Consider the following 15,162-nt stretch of genomic DNA (forward strand, 5'->3'; position numbering starts at 1 on the left):
AGGGCCCCCAGAAGATGCAGAGCATGTTCGACACCGTCCTCGTGGCCAACCGGGGCGAGATCGCCGTCCGCGTCATCCGCACCCTGCGGGAGATGGGCGTGCGCTCGGTGGCCGTGTACAGCGACGCGGACGCCGACGCCCGGCACGTGCGGGAGGCGGACACGGCCGTACGGATCGGCCCGCCGCCGGCCGCCGAGTCGTACCTGTCCGTCCCCGCCCTGCTCGACGCGGCCCGGCGGACCGGCGCGCAGGCCGTCCACCCCGGCTACGGGTTCCTGGCGGAGAACGCCGGGTTCGCGCAGGCCTGCGCGGACGCGGGCCTCGTCTTCATCGGCCCGTCCGCCACCGCGATCTCCCTCATGGGGGACAAGATCCGCGCGAAGGAGACCGTCAAGGCGGCGGGCGTCCCGGTCGTCCCGGGCGCGGCCGACCCCGAACTGGAGGCGGCGGCCCTCGAACTGGGCGCGCCCGTCCTCCTCAAGCCGAGCGCGGGCGGCGGCGGCAAGGGCATGCGGCTGGTCCGCGACCTGTCGACGCTGACGGACGAGATCGCGGCGGCCCGGCGTGAGGCCCGCTCCTCGTTCGGCGACGACACGCTGCTCGTGGAGCGGTGGATCGACCGGCCCCGGCACATCGAGATCCAGGTCCTGGCGGACGCGCACGGGAACGTGATCCACCTCGGCGAGCGCGAGTGCTCGCTCCAGCGCCGCCACCAGAAGATCATCGAGGAGGCCCCCTCCGTCCTCCTCACCCCCGAGATCCGGGCCTCCATGGGCGCGGCGGCGGTCGAGGCGGCGCGCTCCTGCGGCTATGTGGGCGCGGGCACGGTCGAGTTCATCGTGCCGGGCGGCGACCCGTCCTCGTACTACTTCATGGAGATGAACACCCGCCTCCAGGTCGAGCACCCCGTGACCGAGCTGATCACGGGCGTCGACCTGGTGGAGTGGCAGCTGCGGGTGGCGGCGGGCGAGCCGCTCCCGTTCGCGCAGTCCGACATCACCCTGAACGGCTGGGCGATCGAGGCCCGCATCTGCGCGGAGGACCCGTCCCGGGGCTTCCTCCCGTCGGGCGGCACGGTCCTCGCCCTGAACGAGCCGCAGGGCAACGGCGTCCGCACGGACTCGGGCCTCTCGGAGGGCACGGAGGTCTCGTCCCTCTACGACCCGATGCTCTCGAAAGTCATCGTCCACGCCCCGACCCGCGAGGCGGCCCTGCGCAAGCTGCGCGCGGCGCTCGCGTCCACGGTCACCCTGGGGGTCCCGACGAACGCTGGCTTCCTGCGACGGCTGTTGGCCCACCCGGACGTCGTCTCCGGCGCCCTGGACACGGGTCTGGTGGAGCGGGACGCCGAGAGCCTGGTCCCGCAGGGCGTCCCGGACGAGGTGTACGCGGCGGCCGCGGCCGTGCGGCGCGCGGAGCTCGCCCCGGCGCCCCGGGACGGCTGGACGGACCCGTTCGACGTGCCGAGCGGCTGGCGCCTCGGCGGCGCGGCGAAGCCGCTCGCCTTCCCGTTCCGCGTACCGGGACTCGAACCCACGACCGTGGAGGCGCCCGCCGGGGCCCGGGTCACGGACACCACCGTGACCGTGACCGTGGACGGGATCAGCCACCACTTCCACCGCGCCGGGGCCTGGTTGGGCCGTGACGGCGACTCCTGGCACGTGCTGGACCACGACCCCGTCGAGGCCGCGCTCTCCGGGGCCCGGCACGGGGGCGCCGACACGCTCGCCGCGCCCATGCCCGGCACCGTCACCGTCGTGAAGGTGGCCGTCGGGGACGAGGTGGAGGCCGGGCAGAGCCTGCTCGTCGTCGAGGCGATGAAGATGGAGCACGTCATCTCCGCCCCGCACGCCGGCACCGTCACCGAGCTGGACGTCACGCCCGGCACCACCGTCGCCATGGACCAGATCCTGGCCGTGGTGACGCCCCGCGAGGAGGAGGACGCATGAGCACCGGACTGCCGATGACCGTGGCCGACCCGTCCCTGCCCGCCCGGGTGCGGATCCACGAGGTCGGGGCACGGGACGGGCTGCAGAACGAGAAGACGGCCGTCCCGACCGATGTGAAGGCCGAGTTCGTGCGGCGGCTCGCCGCCGCCGGTCTGACGACCGTCGAGGCGACGAGCTTCGTGCACCCCAAGTGGGTGCCCCAGCTCGCCGACGCGGAGGAGCTGTTCCCGCTCGTCCGTGACCTCCCCGTCCGGCTGCCGGTCCTCGTGCCGAACGAGCGCGGTCTCGACCGGGCCCTCGCGCTCGGGGCCCGCGAGGTCGCCGTGTTCGCCTCGGCGACGGAGTCCTTCGCGAAGGCCAACCTGAACCGGACCGTCGACGAGGCGCTCGCGATGTTCGCGCCGACCGTCACCCGGGCCATAGAGGCCGGTCTGAAGGTCCGCGGCTACCTCTCGATGTGCTTCGGCGACCCCTGGGAGGGCGCCGTCCCGGTCGAGCAGGTCGTCCGGGTCACGAAGGCCCTCGCCGACATGGGCTGCGACGAGCTGAGCCTCGGCGACACGATCGGCGTCGCCACCCCCGGTCACGTGCAGGCCCTGCTGAGGGGACTGAACGAGGCCGGCGTCCCCACCTCCCGTATCGCCGTGCACTTCCACGACACGTACGGGCAGGCCCTGTCCAACACCCTGGCCGCCCTGCGCCACGGGGTGACCACGGTCGACGCCTCCGCCGGCGGCCTCGGCGGCTGCCCGTACGCGAAGAGCGCGACCGGAAATCTCGCCACCGAGGACCTCGTGTGGATGCTCGACGGTCTCGGCATCGAGACCGGGGTCGATCTGGCCGCCCTCACCGCCACGAGCGTGTGGATGGCCGAACAGCTGGGCCGGCCCAGCCCCTCCCGTACCGTCCGCGCCCTCTCCCACAAGGAGTGACGAAAGACATGTCCCTCGACCACCGGCTCTCCGCAGAGCACGAGGAACTCCGCCGTACCGTCGAGGCGTTCGCGCACGACGTGGTCGCCCCGAAGATCGGCGACTTCTACGAGCGGCACGAGTTCCCGTACGAGATCGTCCGTGAGATGGGCCGCATGGGCCTGTTCGGGCTGCCGTTCCCCGAGGAGTACGGCGGCATGGGCGGCGACTACCTGGCGCTCGGGATCGCCCTGGAGGAGCTGGCCCGGGTCGACTCCTCCGTGGCCATCACCCTGGAGGCGGGCGTCTCGCTCGGCGCGATGCCGGTCTTCCGCTTCGGCACCGAGGAGCAGAAGCGCGAGTGGCTGCCGAAGCTGTGCAGCGGTGAGGTGCTCGGCGCGTTCGGCCTGACCGAGCCGGGTGCCGGCTCGGACGCCGGTGGCACGCGCACCACCGCCGTGCGGGACGGCGACCACTGGGTCATCAACGGTTCGAAGTGCTTCATCACCAACTCCGGTACGGACATCACGGGTCTGGTGACGGTCACGGCGGTCACCGGCCGCAAGCCCGACGGACGTCCGCTGATCTCCTCGATCATCGTGCCGTCCGGCACGCCGGGCTTCACGGTCGCGGCGCCGTACTCCAAGGTCGGCTGGAACGCCTCGGACACCCGTGAGCTCTCCTTCGACGACGTCCGCGTCCCGGTGGAGAACCTCCTCGGCGAGGAGGGCCGCGGCTACGCGCAGTTCCTGCGGATCCTGGACGAGGGCCGGGTCGCGATCGCGGCGCTCGCGACGGGCCTCGCGCAGGGCTGTGTGGACGAGTCGGTGAAGTACGCGCACGAGCGGCAGGCCTTCGGGCGGCCGATCGCCGACAACCAGGCCATCCAGTTCAAGATCGCCGACATGGAGACGCGGGCGCACATGGCCCGGATCGGCTGGCGGGACGCGGCCTCGCGGCTCGTGCTCGGCGAGTCGTTCAAGAAGGAGGCGGCGATCGCGAAGCTGTACTCCTCCACGGTGGCGGTGGACAACGCCCGCGAGGCGACCCAGATCCACGGCGGCTACGGCTTCATGAACGAGTACCCGGTGGCCCGGATGTGGCGCGACTCGAAGATCCTGGAGATCGGCGAGGGCACCAGCGAGGTCCAGCGGATGCTGATCGCCCGGGAGTTGGGCCTCCCGGCCTGACCTGGTCCGTGTGACGGAACGAGCCCGTCGTCCCCTCGGGGCGGCGGGCTCTCCCACACCCCTACACGCTTTAATGAGGTTAGGCTAACCTACATTCTCATGACGCAAGCCGAGACCGCCCCCTTCCAGTTCTTCTCCCTCCAGGTCGACCGGACGCGGCGACTCGGCCCGTCCCTGGTCCGGATCACCTTCACCGGGGACGACCTGAAGAACTTCGCCGCCGGGGGCCGCGACCAGTCGCTCTCCCTCTTCCTCCCGCACCCCGGCCAGACGGCGCCGGTCCTGCCGCCCCTGGACGACCCGGACATGTACGCGATCCTGGGCGCCTGGCGGGCGATGCCGGACGACGAGCGGGCCGTGATGCGCTCGTACACCGTCCGCGAGCAGCGCACCGAGCCCGCGCACGAGATCGACATCGACTTCGCCCTCCACGAGGACGGCGGCCCGGCCTGCCGCTGGGCGAGCCGCGCCGAGGCCGGCGACCGGGTGGTGGTCCTGGGTCCGGCGGTCGCCGCGAACACGGGCGTCCGCTTCCAGCTGCCCGAGGACGCCGACTCCGTACTGATCTGGGCCGACGAGACCGCCCTGCCCGCCGCCTCCGCGATCCTGGAGTGGCTGCCGGCCGAGACCCGCGCCCAGGTGTTCCTGGAAGTCCCCTACTCCGGCGACCGGATGGAGCTGGCGACCGAGGCGGACGCCACGGTCACCTGGCTCGTACGGGAGGAGGGGGCGCCGTCCGCCGTGGACGCGGTGTCCGGCGTCGAGCTGCCCGGACGGGCCCCGTACGTCTGGATCGCGGGCGAGTCGGGGGCCGTGAAGGCGCTGCGCCGCCACTTCGTACGGGAGCGGGGGCTGGACCGCCACCGGGTCACGTTCGTCGGCTACTGGCGCAAGGGCCTGTCCGAGGACGCCCTGCGCGAGGTCCCGGACGAGACGGTGCAGGACGAGACGCAGGACGCGGCGTAGCCACCCCCCGTACCCCCACAGGGCCAACGGCCCCCCAGCCCCACCGGGTTGGGGGGCCGTTGTGTTGTGAATTTAAGTTAGGCTAACCTAACTAAGACCGACCGAGTCCGCTCCCGGAAGGGCCCCCACACATGCGTTCCCACCTGCTCAACGACACGACGGCGGAGAGCTACCGGCGCTCCGTCACCGAAGGAGTGGAGCGGGTGGCGAGGAAACTCGCCGCGACGCGCGGACCGTTCACGGGCGTGACGCCCGCCGAGCTGTCCCCCGTCGTCGACGCCGTCGACCTCGACCGTCCGCTCGGCGACGCCTCCGCCGCGCTCGACGAGCTGGAGAACGTCTACCTCCGCGACGCGGTCTACTTCCACCACCCCCGCTACCTCGGCCACCTCAACTGCCCGGTGGTCATCCCCGCCGTCCTCGGCGAGGCCGTCCTCTCGGCGGTCAACTCCTCCCTCGACACCTGGGACCAGAGCGCCGGCGGCACCCTCATCGAGCGGAAACTGATCGACTGGACCACCGGCCGGATCGGCCTCGGCCCGCTCGCCGACGGCGTGTTCACCAGCGGCGGCACGCAGTCCAACCTCCAGGCCCTGCTCCTCGCCCGCGAGGAGACCGGCACGGCCGACCTGTCGAAACTGCGGATCTTCTCCTCCGAGTGCAGCCACTTCAGCGTCCAGAAGTCCGCCCAGCTGCTCGGCCTCGGCCGCGACGCCGTCGTCTCCGTCCCCGTCGACCGGAACAAGCGGATGCAGTCCGTCGTCCTCGCCGCCGAGCTGGAGGCCTGCCGCGCCGAGGGCCTGATCCCGATGGCGATCGTCGCCACCGCCGGCACCACCGACTTCGGCTCCATCGACCCGCTGCCCGAGATCGCCGCCCTCGCCGCCGAGTACGGCGCCTGGATGCACGTGGACGCCGCCTACGGCTGCGGACTGCTCGCCTCCCGGACCCGCCGCCACCTCCTGGACGGCATCGAGCGGGCCGACTCGGTCACCGTCGACTACCACAAGTCCTTCTTCCAGCCGGTGAGCTCCTCCGCCGTCCTGGTCCGCGACGGCGCCACCCTGCGCCACGCGACCTACCACGCGGACTACCTCAACCCGCGTCAGACCGGGGACATGGGGGCACGTCCCACGTCCGAAGGACTCTGGGGGAAGATCCCCAACCAGGTCGACAAGTCGCTCCAGACCACCCGCCGCTTCGACGCGCTCAAGCTCTGGATGACCCTGCGCGTGATGGGCGCCGACGGCGTCGGGCAGCTCTTCGACGAGGTCTGCGACCTGGCCCAAGAGGGCTTCGAGCTGCTCGCCGGCGACCCGCGCTACGACGTCGTGGTCGAGCCGCAGCTCTCCACCCTCGTCTACCGCTACGTCCCGGAGGCCGTCACCTCCCCCGCCGACATCGACCGGGCCAACCTCCACGCCCGCAAGGCCCTGTTCGCCTCCGGCGAGGCCGTCGTCGCCGGGACCAAGGTCGACGGCCGCCAGTACCTGAAGTTCACCTTGCTCAACCCCGAGACCTCCGCGGCCGACATCGCCGCCGTCCTCGATCTGATAGCCGGCCACGCCGAGCAGTACCTGGGAGAGACCCTTGTCCACGCAGCCTCTTGACTTCATCGGCATCGGGCTCGGTCCGTTCAACCTCGGACTCGCCTGCCTGACCGAGCCGATCGCCGAACTGGACGGCCTGTTCCTGGAGTCCAAGCCGGACTTCGAGTGGCACTCGGGGATGTTCCTCGAAGGCGCCCACCTCCAGACCCCGTTCCTGTCGGACCTGGTCACCCTCGCGGACCCGACCTCGCCGTACTCCTTCCTCAGCTACCTGAAGGAGAAGGGCCGGCTGTACTCGTTCTACATCCGCGAGAACTTCTACCCGCTGCGGACCGAGTACAACGACTACTGCCGCTGGGCCGCCGGGAAACTCACCTCGATCCGCTTCTCGACGACCGTGGCGTCCGTGACGTTCGACGAGAGTACCGAGCTGTACGGGGTGACCACGGCCGCCGGAGAGACCTTCCGGACGCGCCGGATCGTCCTGGGCACCGGCACCCCGCCGTACGTCCCCGAGACCTGCCGGGACCTCGGCGGCGACCTGATCCACAACTCGCGCTACCTCCCGAACAAGGAGGCGCTCCAGAAGAAGAAGTCGATCACCCTGGTCGGCAGCGGCCAGAGCGCCGCCGAGATCTACTACGACCTCCTGAGCGAGATCGACGTCCACGGCTACCGCCTGAACTGGGTGACCCGCTCCCCGCGCTTCTTCCCGCTCGAATACACCAAGCTCACCCTGGAGATGACCTCCCCGGAGTACGTGGACTACTTCCACGCGCTGCCGGAACAGACCCGCTACCGCCTGGAGACCCAGCAGAAGGGCCTCTTCAAGGGCATCGACGGCGAGCTGATCGACGCGATCTTCGACCTGCTCTACCAGAAGAACCTGAACGGCCCGGTCGGGACCCGCCTCCTCACCAACTCGGCGCTGCGGACGGCCGCGTACGACCCGGCGTCCGGCTCGTACACGCTCGGCTTCCGCCAGGAGGAGCAGGAGAAGGACTTCACCCTGGAGACCGAGGGCCTGATCCTCGCCACCGGCTACAAGTACGCCGTCCCCGCCTTCCTGGAGCCGATCCGCGACCGCCTCCGGTACGACGGACAGGGCCGCTTCGACGTGGCCCGCAACTACGCGATCGACACGACCGGCCGCGGGGTCTTCCTGCAGAACGCCGGCGTGCACACGCACTCGATCACCTCGCCGGACCTGGGCATGGGCCCGTACCGCAACGCGTACATCATCGGGGAGATGCTGGGTTCCGAGTACTACCCCGTCGAGAAGACCATCGCTTTCCAGGAGTTCGCCGTTTGACCTCCCCGGGCCCTGCGGGGCCCGGGATTCCCACCATCACTGGTTGGAGTTTCTGTTTCGTCGACCGCTGCCCGCCCGGAGAGTTCCGTTGAGGTCTTCCACCGTCTCCACAGACTGTCACCGCCAGCCCGGCGGCCAGGATGTTGCGCGCCGCGTTCACGTCCCGGTCCAGAACCAGGCCACACGCGGTGTTGTCGCACCGAAAGATGCGTTCATTCAGCGCATACCACTGGCACTTGTACTCCAGAATCGTGCGGAGCTCCGCCGACGGCTGTGCACCCTCGGGGAGAGGCCGCGACCAGACGATGTCCAGAGGTTGAAGCATCTTGGCCGGCGACAAGCGACCGTTGCGGTAGGTGAACGCCGAGCGGGTGTACTCGGCGGAAGCCCGAGCCCTCTTCTTGGACTTGAATCGTGGGCACTTCGACCTCTTGCCGAAGAACCCGTCGAACGCGGTCTGCAGGTGCCGCAGCGGAACGCAGGAGACCTCTCGGAGGTACGCGTACTCCTAGGTCTGCTTCCACTGCGTCAGCAGGGCCGAGGTGTCCCCGTACCTCAGCCGCCGCTTCTCGTCACGCCACACCCGGTCGCGCTCCGCGAGGGCGAGGTTGTAGACCTTTCGGACGTAACCGAGGGTACGCAAGAGCAGCGCCGCCTGCTCGTCCGTCGGGTGACAGCGGTACTTGAACGCCCGCTTCACCGCCCCCTGTGCCATGCCCCCCAGGTTGACGGCCAAGCCCGCGAGGCTTCAAGCCTCGGACATCAGTGGACACATGTGCGACAAACTCTCCAAGGCTTGGGGCAGTCCCTTGGTTCCATACCCTCACCCAGGCCCGGATTGGGCTTGACCTCGAAGGAAGATCGGATGACCCGCACGAACACGTCTCTGGGTGTCGTCAGCACCCGGCCCCTCGACCCGCTCAAGGACGCCGAGCTGATCCACCCCTGGGTCACCCACCCCAAGGCCGCCTTCTGGATGATGCAGGACGCGAAGCTCCAGGACGTCGAGCGCGCGTACATGGCGATCGCCGCGCACCCGCACCACGACGCCTTCATCGGCCTGGTCGACGGTGAGCCCGCCTTCCTCATGGAGCGCTACGACCCGGCGGAGCTGGAGCTGGTCGGGCTCTACGAGCCGCGGCCCGGTGACGTCGGCATGCACTTCCTCGTCGCGCCCACCGACACCCCCGTGCACGGCTTCACCCGGACCGTGATCACCGCCGTGATGGCGGAGCTGTTCGCCGACCCGGCGACCGCCCGCGTGGTCGTCGAGCCCGACGTCCGCAACAAGGCCGTGCACGCGCTCAATGAGGCCGTCGGCTTCGTGCCCGAGCGCGAGATCCAGAAGCCGGAGAAGAAGGCCCTGCTGAGCTTCTGCACCCGCGCCCAGTTCGAGACCGCCGTCGGAGCCGCTGTATGAACCCCGTCGCACACCTCACCCCCGAGCGCTGGGCGCACGCCAACCGCGCCCTGGTCCGCAAGGGCCTCGCCGAGTTCGCCCACGAGCGGCTGCTGAACCCGCAGGAGCTGGGCGAGAGCCGCTACCAGGTCCTCAGCGACGACGGCGGCACCGAGTACCGCTTCACCGCCGACCGTTTCGCGCTCGACCACTGGCAGGTCTACCCGGAGTCGATCAGCCGCCACCGAGGCGACGAACAACTCCCCCTGGACGCACTCCAGTTCATCATCGAGCTGCGCGGCTCCCTCGGTCTGAGCGACGAGATCCTGCCGGTCTACCTGGAGGAGATCTCCTCGACCCTGGCCGGCACGGCGTACAAGGCGACGAAGCCCCGTGTCACGGCGGCGGAGCTGGCCCGCGCGGACTTCCAGGCGATCGAGACGGGGATGACCGAGGGCCACCCCTGCTTCGTCGCCAACAACGGCCGGCTGGGCTTCGGCGTCGACGAGTACCGTGCGTACGCCCCCGAGGCCGCGAGCGAGATCCGCCTGATCTGGCTGGCCGCGCGCCACGACCGCACCACCTTCACGGCCGGCGCGGGCATCGAGTACGAGACGTTCGTCCGCGCCGAGCTGGGCGACAGGGCGATCGACGGCTTCGCGGCGACCCTCGCCGAGCGCGGTCTCGACCTGGCCGACTACCTCCTCATGCCGGCGCACCCCTGGCAGTGGTGGAACAAGCTGTCCGTCACCTTCGCCGCCGAGGTCGCGCAGCAGCGCCTGGTGTACCTGGGCGAGGGCGACGACGCCTACCTGGCGCAGCAGTCGATCCGTACCTTCTTCAACAGCTCGGACCCGGCCAAGCACTACGTCAAGACGGCCCTCTCGGTCCTCAACATGGGCTTCATGCGGGGTCTGTCGGCCGCGTACATGGAGGCCACCCCGGCGATCAACGACTGGCTGCACGGCCTGATCGAGTCGGACGCGACGCTCGGGTCCGTCGGGTTCTCGATCATCCGCGAGCGGGCGGCGGTCGGCTACCGGCACCTGGAGTACGAGGCCGCCACCGACCGTTACTCCCCCTACCGCAAGATGCTGGCCGCGCTGTGGCGCGAGTCCCCGGTGTCGTCGCTCGCCGAGGGCGAGCGCCTGGCGACGATGGCCTCCCTGCTGCACCTGGACCACGCGGGCGCGTCGTTCGCGGGCGCGCTGATCAAGGAGTCGGGCCTGGAGCCGAGGGTGTGGCTCCGCCGGTACCTGGACGCGTACCTCCTCCCGGTCCTGCACTGCTTCTACGCGTACGACCTGGTCTACATGCCGCACGGCGAGAACGTGATCCTCGTCCTCGACGAGGAGGGCGCGGTCGCGCGGGCGATCTTCAAGGACATCGCCGAGGAGATCTGCGTCATGGACCCGGCGGCGGTCCTGCCGCCGGCGGTGGAGCGCGTCCGCGCCGAGGTCCCGGAGGACATGAAGGTCCTCTCGGTCTTCACGGACGTCTTCGACTGCTTCTTCCGCTTCCTGGGCGCGACCCTGGCGGCGGAGGGCGTTCTCGACGAGGACGGCTTCTGGCGGACGGTCGCGGAGTGCGTGCGCGCCTACCAGCGGTCGAAGCCGGAGCTGGCGGACAAGTTCGCCCGGTACGACATGTTCGCGGAGACCTTCGCCCTGTCGGCCCTGAACCGCCTCCAGCTCCGCAACAACAGGCAGATGGTCGACCTGGCGGACCCGTCGGCGGCCCTCCAGCTCGTCGGCGACCTGGTGAACCCGATCGCCCGGTTCGCCTGATCCCGGATGCGGACGGGCCCCGGCGGAGTACGGTCCTCCGCCGGGGCCCGTCGTCATGCCCTACTCCGCGGGCCAGGGCACCTGCGGTGAGCGGTACCAGGTGATGCCGAGGGCCTCGAAGCGCGGGGCCTGTTCGGCGAGGCGTTCCTTGTAGGTGTCCCAGTCGTGGCTGTCCGCCGGGGACCAGCCCAGTTCGGCGATGCCCGGGAGGCGCGGGAAGGCCATGACGTCGAGGTCTCCGGTGGAGCTGAGGGTCTCGGTCCACAGGGGGGCCTCGACGCCGCGGACGGCGCTCTCCGGGGCGCCGGGGAGGTACGTGGCGGGGTTCCAGTCGTACGACCTGCGGACCTCGACGTATCCCGCCCAGGCGAGGCCGAGCGGGGTGTCCTTCGTGTACTTCATGTCGAGGTAGGTCCGGTCGGCGGGCGAGAGGATGAGCCCGGTGCCGTTGCGGGCGGCCGCGGCGACGCGTTCCTTCTCGGCGGCGGGGGTGCGGTCGAGGCCCCAGTACTGGACGAGGGCGCCCTCGGCGGGGGTGGCGCCGGTCAGCTGGTGCCAGCCGACGACGGTCTTGCCGTACTTGGCGACGACCGGCTGCACCTTGTCCATGAAGGCGACGTAGTCGGCGTGGCTGGTGGAGTGGGCCTCGTCGCCGCCGATGTGGAGGTAGCGGCCGGGGGTGAGGGCGGCGATCTCCCGGATGACGTCGTCGACGAAGTCGTACGTGGCGGGCTTCGGCACGCACAGGGAGCTGAAGCCGACCTTGGTGCCGGTGTAGAGGGGCGGGGCGACGCCGTCGCAGGTGAGCTCGGCGTAGGAGGCGAGGGCGGCGTTGGTGTGGCCGGGCATGTCGATCTCGGGGATCACCTCCTGGTAGCGGGAGGCGGCGTACTCGACGATCTCGCGGTACTGCGCCTTGGTGTAGAAGCCGCCGGGGCCGCCGCCGACCTCGGTGGAGCCGCCGTAGGTGGTGAGCCGGGGCCAGGAGTCGACGGCGATGCGCCAGCCCTGGTCGTCGGAGAGGTGCAGGTGGAGGGTGTTGACCTTGTAGAGGGCGAGCTGGTCGATGTACCGCTTCACCTCGTCGACGGTGAAGAAGTGGCGGGCGACGTCGAGCATGGCGCCCCGGTAGGCGTAGCGCGGGGTGTCGGTGACGGTGCCGCCGGCGATCTTCCAGGGGCCGGGCTGGACGCTCTTGCGCTCGACGGCGGAGGGGAGCTGCTGGCGGAGGGTCTGGACGCCGCGGAAGAGGCCGGCGGGTTCGCGGGCGGTGAGGGTGAGGCCCTCGGGTGCGGAGCGGAGCCGGTAGCCCTCGTCGCCGAGGCCGGTCTCGTCGGGGTCGAGGCGGAGGCGGATGCCGCGGCCGGCGGCGCGGTCGTCGACGACGGGCAGCGGGAAGCCGGTGGCGGGGCGGAGTAGTCCGGCGAGGTAGCGGCCGAGGGCCCGGGACTCGCCCGAGTTCTCGTCGACGCCGATGCGGGTGGCGGGGGTGAGGGTGTAGGGCTCGCCCTCGGGGGTGACGGAGGCGGGTACGGGCACGATCCGGCCGAGCGGGCGGACCTCGGGCTCGGCGGCGGCCCTGCCGGGTGCCTTGCCGTCGGCTCTGCCGGTGTCGGCGGCGGCCTCGCCGAAGCCGACTCCGGCGGTCGCGAACAGGAGCAGGGATCCGATCAGGCGCGGAATCGTTCGGCGCTGTCTCACAAGGGGCTCCCCTTCTGGTGATCGACACGTCCGTCGTTCTGTATATCCCTTCGGCCACCATGCGTACCGTCACGCCTACCCCGGGTCAAGGTCTGGACCAAGGAGGTGGTTCTGTGGCTGGACCGGGGCGGCCCTGCCCGATTTCGGGCAGGATTCTTGCGAAGGTCGGGGGTGACCCCTCAGTATTCACGGGTGCTCGAACGCCGCCCGTCGCACGACGACCTCATCGACCACCTGGTCCGCAGCACCGCGCTCCAGCGCGGTGAGGCCGCCCGGGTGGTGCTCGACGTGCTGGCGTACTTCGACGAGACGACGGAGGAGTTCGTCCGCCGCCGCCACCGCGAACTGCAGTCCGGCGGCGCCGTGAACGCCGAGATCTTCGAACGGATCGCGGCGGAGCTGCCACACCGGGCGGTGGCGCCACCGGAGCTCTCGCTCCGGCAGCTGCGCCGCATCGTCTACGGCTGAGCGCCGCCCGCCCGAGGGCGTCCGAGTACATCCACCAACCTGGAGGGGTTTCACCTTTATGTGCGGAATTGTCGGTTACATCGGTAAGCGTGACGTCGCCCCGCTGCTCCTGGAGGGCCTGGCCCGCCTGGAGTACCGCGGCTACGACTCGGCCGGCATGGTCGTCACCAGCCCGAAGGCCACCGGCCTGAAGATGGTGAAGGCCAAGGGTCGCGTCCGTGACCTGGAGGCCAAGGTCCCCAAGCGCTTCACCGGCACCACCGGCATCGCCCACACCCGCTGGGCCACCCACGGCGCCCCCAGCGACATCAACTCGCACCCGCACCTGGACCCCGAGAACAAGGTCGCGGTCGTCCACAACGGCATCGTCGACAACGCCCAGGAGCTCCGCGCCAAGCTGGAGGCCGACGGCGTCGTCTTCGCCTCCGAGACGGACACCGAGGTCATCACCCACCTCATCGCCCGCTCCCAGGCCGAGACCCTCGAGGAGAAGGTCCGCGAGGCGCTCAAGGTCATCGAGGGCACCTACGGCATCGCCGTGATGCACGCCGACTTCAACGACCGCATCGTGGTGGCCCGCAACGGCTCCCCGGTCATCCTCGGCATCGGCGAGAAGGAGATGCTCGTCGCCTCCGACGTGGCCGCCCTGATCGCCCACACCCGCCAGGTCGTCACCCTCGACGACGGCGAGATGGCCACCCTCAAGGCCGACGACTTCCGCACGTACACGACCTCGGGCGCCTCCACCACGGCCACCCCCGAGACCGTCGAGTGGGAGGCCGCCTCCTACGACATGGGCGGCCACGACACGTTCATGCACAAGGAGATCTCCGAGCAGCCCGACGCGGTCGACCGCGTGCTGCGCGGCCGGATCGACGACCGCTTCTCCACCGTGCACCTGGGCGGCCTGAACCTGGACCCCCGCGAGGCCCGCACCATCCGCCGCATCAAGATCCTCGGCTGCGGCACCTCGTACCACGCCGGCCTCATCGGTGCCGGGCTCATCGAGTCCATGGCCCGCATCCCCGCCGACGCCGAGCCTGCCTCGGAGTTCCGCTACCGCAACCCGGTCGTGGACCCCGACACCCTCTACATCGCCGTCTCCCAGTCCGGTGAGACCTACGACGTGCTCGCCGCCGTCCAGGAGCTCAAGCGGAAGGGCGCCCGCGTCCTCGGCGTCGTCAACGTCGTCGGCTCCGCCATCGCCCGCGAGGCCGACGGCGGCGTGTACGTCCACGCCGGCCCCGAGGTCTGCGTCGTCTCCACCAAGTGCTTCACGAACACGGTCACGGCCTTCGCGCTGCTCGCCCTGCACCTGGGCCGCATCCGCGACCTGTCCGTCACCGACGGCAAGCGGATCATCGAGGGCCTGCGCAAGCTGCCCGCGCAGATCGAGGAGATCCTCAAGACCGAGGACCAGATCAAGGAGATCGCCGCGGAGTACGCCGGCGCCCAGTCGATGATGTTCATCGGCCGTGTGCGCGGTTACCCCGTCGCCCTGGAGGCCTCCCTCAAGCTGAAGGAGATCTCCTACATCCACGCCGAGGCGTACCCGGCCTCCGAGCTGAAGCACGGCCCGCTCGCCCTCATCGAGCCGGCCCTGCCGACGGTCGCGATCGTCCCCGACGACGACCTGCTGGAGAAGAACCGCGCCGCCCTGGAGGAGATCAAGGCCCGCAGCGGCCGCATCCTCGCGGTCGCGCACCAGCCGCAGGCGAAGGCCGACCACACCATCGTCGTCCCGAAGAACGAGGACGAGCTGGACCCGATCCTCATGGGCATCCCGCTCCAGCTCCTCGCCTACCACACGGCGCTCGCCATGGGCCGTGACATCGACAAGCCGCGCAACCTGGCGAAGTCCGTCACCGTCGAGTAGGCCCCACCCGGCCTCGTAGGCCTCTCCAGCCGTCGCGGCCGAGGCGCGGCGCC

The 15,162-nt window shown here is 70.5% G+C and carries 11 protein-coding genes and 1 pseudogene; 10 read left to right on the top strand and 2 right to left on the bottom strand.

All coding sequences use genetic code 11. From position 1 onward, the window contains the following. Positions 1–14 precede the first annotated feature (14 nt). From ACN9M0_RS12495 to ACN9M0_RS12520, 6 genes are all read left to right on the top strand, one after another. The gene (locus ACN9M0_RS12495; RefSeq protein WP_366036766.1) at positions 15–1,949 is read left to right on the top strand and encodes an acetyl/propionyl/methylcrotonyl-CoA carboxylase subunit alpha; all 1,935 of its coding nucleotides are present in this window, start codon (positions 15–17) and stop codon (positions 1,947–1,949) included. Then, positions 1,946–2,881: a hydroxymethylglutaryl-CoA lyase gene (locus ACN9M0_RS12500; RefSeq protein ID WP_426403599.1), complete on the top strand. Its 936-nt coding sequence runs from the start codon at positions 1,946–1,948 to the stop codon at positions 2,879–2,881. The genes ACN9M0_RS12495 and ACN9M0_RS12500 overlap by 4 nt, the downstream gene beginning before the upstream one ends. Before the next feature lie 8 nt (positions 2,882–2,889). Continuing rightward, positions 2,890–4,050, top strand: a complete 1,161-nt coding sequence (locus tag ACN9M0_RS12505; protein ID WP_366036764.1) for an acyl-CoA dehydrogenase family protein — start codon at positions 2,890–2,892, stop codon at positions 4,048–4,050. Between the two features lie 99 nt (positions 4,051–4,149). Next, the gene (locus ACN9M0_RS12510) at positions 4,150–5,016 is read left to right on the top strand and encodes a siderophore-interacting protein (protein ID WP_366036763.1); all 867 of its coding nucleotides are present in this window, start codon (positions 4,150–4,152) and stop codon (positions 5,014–5,016) included. 131 nt (positions 5,017–5,147) lie between these two features. After that, on the top strand, positions 5,148–6,626 hold the full coding sequence (locus ACN9M0_RS12515) for a pyridoxal phosphate-dependent decarboxylase family protein (RefSeq protein WP_426403600.1): 1,479 nt from the start codon (positions 5,148–5,150) through the stop codon (positions 6,624–6,626). Next, positions 6,607–7,878, top strand: a complete 1,272-nt coding sequence (locus ACN9M0_RS12520) for a lysine N(6)-hydroxylase/L-ornithine N(5)-oxygenase family protein (protein WP_426403601.1) — start codon at positions 6,607–6,609, stop codon at positions 7,876–7,878. Before ACN9M0_RS12515 ends, ACN9M0_RS12520 begins: the two co-directional genes overlap by 20 nt. Here ACN9M0_RS12520 and ACN9M0_RS12525 read toward each other — a convergent pair. After that, a pseudogene (locus tag ACN9M0_RS12525) lies at positions 7,805–8,593 on the bottom strand (RNA-guided endonuclease InsQ/TnpB family protein). The gene ACN9M0_RS12520 and the pseudogene ACN9M0_RS12525 sit on opposite strands and share 74 nt — an antisense overlap. A gap of 150 nt (positions 8,594–8,743) precedes the next feature. Between ACN9M0_RS12525 and ACN9M0_RS12530 the strand changes: the two are divergent. Both ACN9M0_RS12530 and ACN9M0_RS12535 read left to right on the top strand, forming a co-directional pair. Next, positions 8,744–9,298: a GNAT family N-acetyltransferase gene (locus ACN9M0_RS12530; RefSeq protein ID WP_366036760.1), complete on the top strand. Its 555-nt coding sequence runs from the start codon at positions 8,744–8,746 to the stop codon at positions 9,296–9,298. After that, positions 9,295–11,064, top strand: a complete 1,770-nt coding sequence (locus ACN9M0_RS12535; RefSeq protein WP_426403602.1) for an IucA/IucC family protein — start codon at positions 9,295–9,297, stop codon at positions 11,062–11,064. The genes ACN9M0_RS12530 and ACN9M0_RS12535 overlap by 4 nt, the downstream gene beginning before the upstream one ends. 60 nt (positions 11,065–11,124) lie before the next feature. Here the strand turns inward: ACN9M0_RS12535 and ACN9M0_RS12540 are convergent, their stop codons facing one another. After that, positions 11,125–12,765: a beta-N-acetylhexosaminidase gene (locus tag ACN9M0_RS12540; RefSeq protein WP_366036758.1), complete on the bottom strand. Its 1,641-nt coding sequence runs from the start codon at positions 12,763–12,765 to the stop codon at positions 11,125–11,127. Between the two features lie 192 nt (positions 12,766–12,957). Here ACN9M0_RS12540 and ACN9M0_RS12545 point away from each other — a divergent pair, with 192 nt between their 5' ends. Both ACN9M0_RS12545 and glmS read left to right on the top strand, forming a co-directional pair. Continuing rightward, the gene (locus ACN9M0_RS12545) at positions 12,958–13,233 is read left to right on the top strand and encodes a hypothetical protein (protein ID WP_030210307.1); all 276 of its coding nucleotides are present in this window, start codon (positions 12,958–12,960) and stop codon (positions 13,231–13,233) included. A gap of 58 nt (positions 13,234–13,291) precedes the next feature. Next, a complete protein-coding gene (gene glmS, locus ACN9M0_RS12550) occupies positions 13,292–15,109 on the top strand; it encodes a glutamine--fructose-6-phosphate transaminase (isomerizing) (protein WP_366036757.1) in 1,818 nt (605 codons plus the stop codon). Positions 15,110–15,162 lie beyond the last annotated feature (53 nt).

The organism is Streptomyces sp. R-07, from assembly GCF_049913175.1.
Taxonomy (GTDB): domain Bacteria; phylum Actinomycetota; class Actinomycetes; order Streptomycetales; family Streptomycetaceae; genus Streptomyces.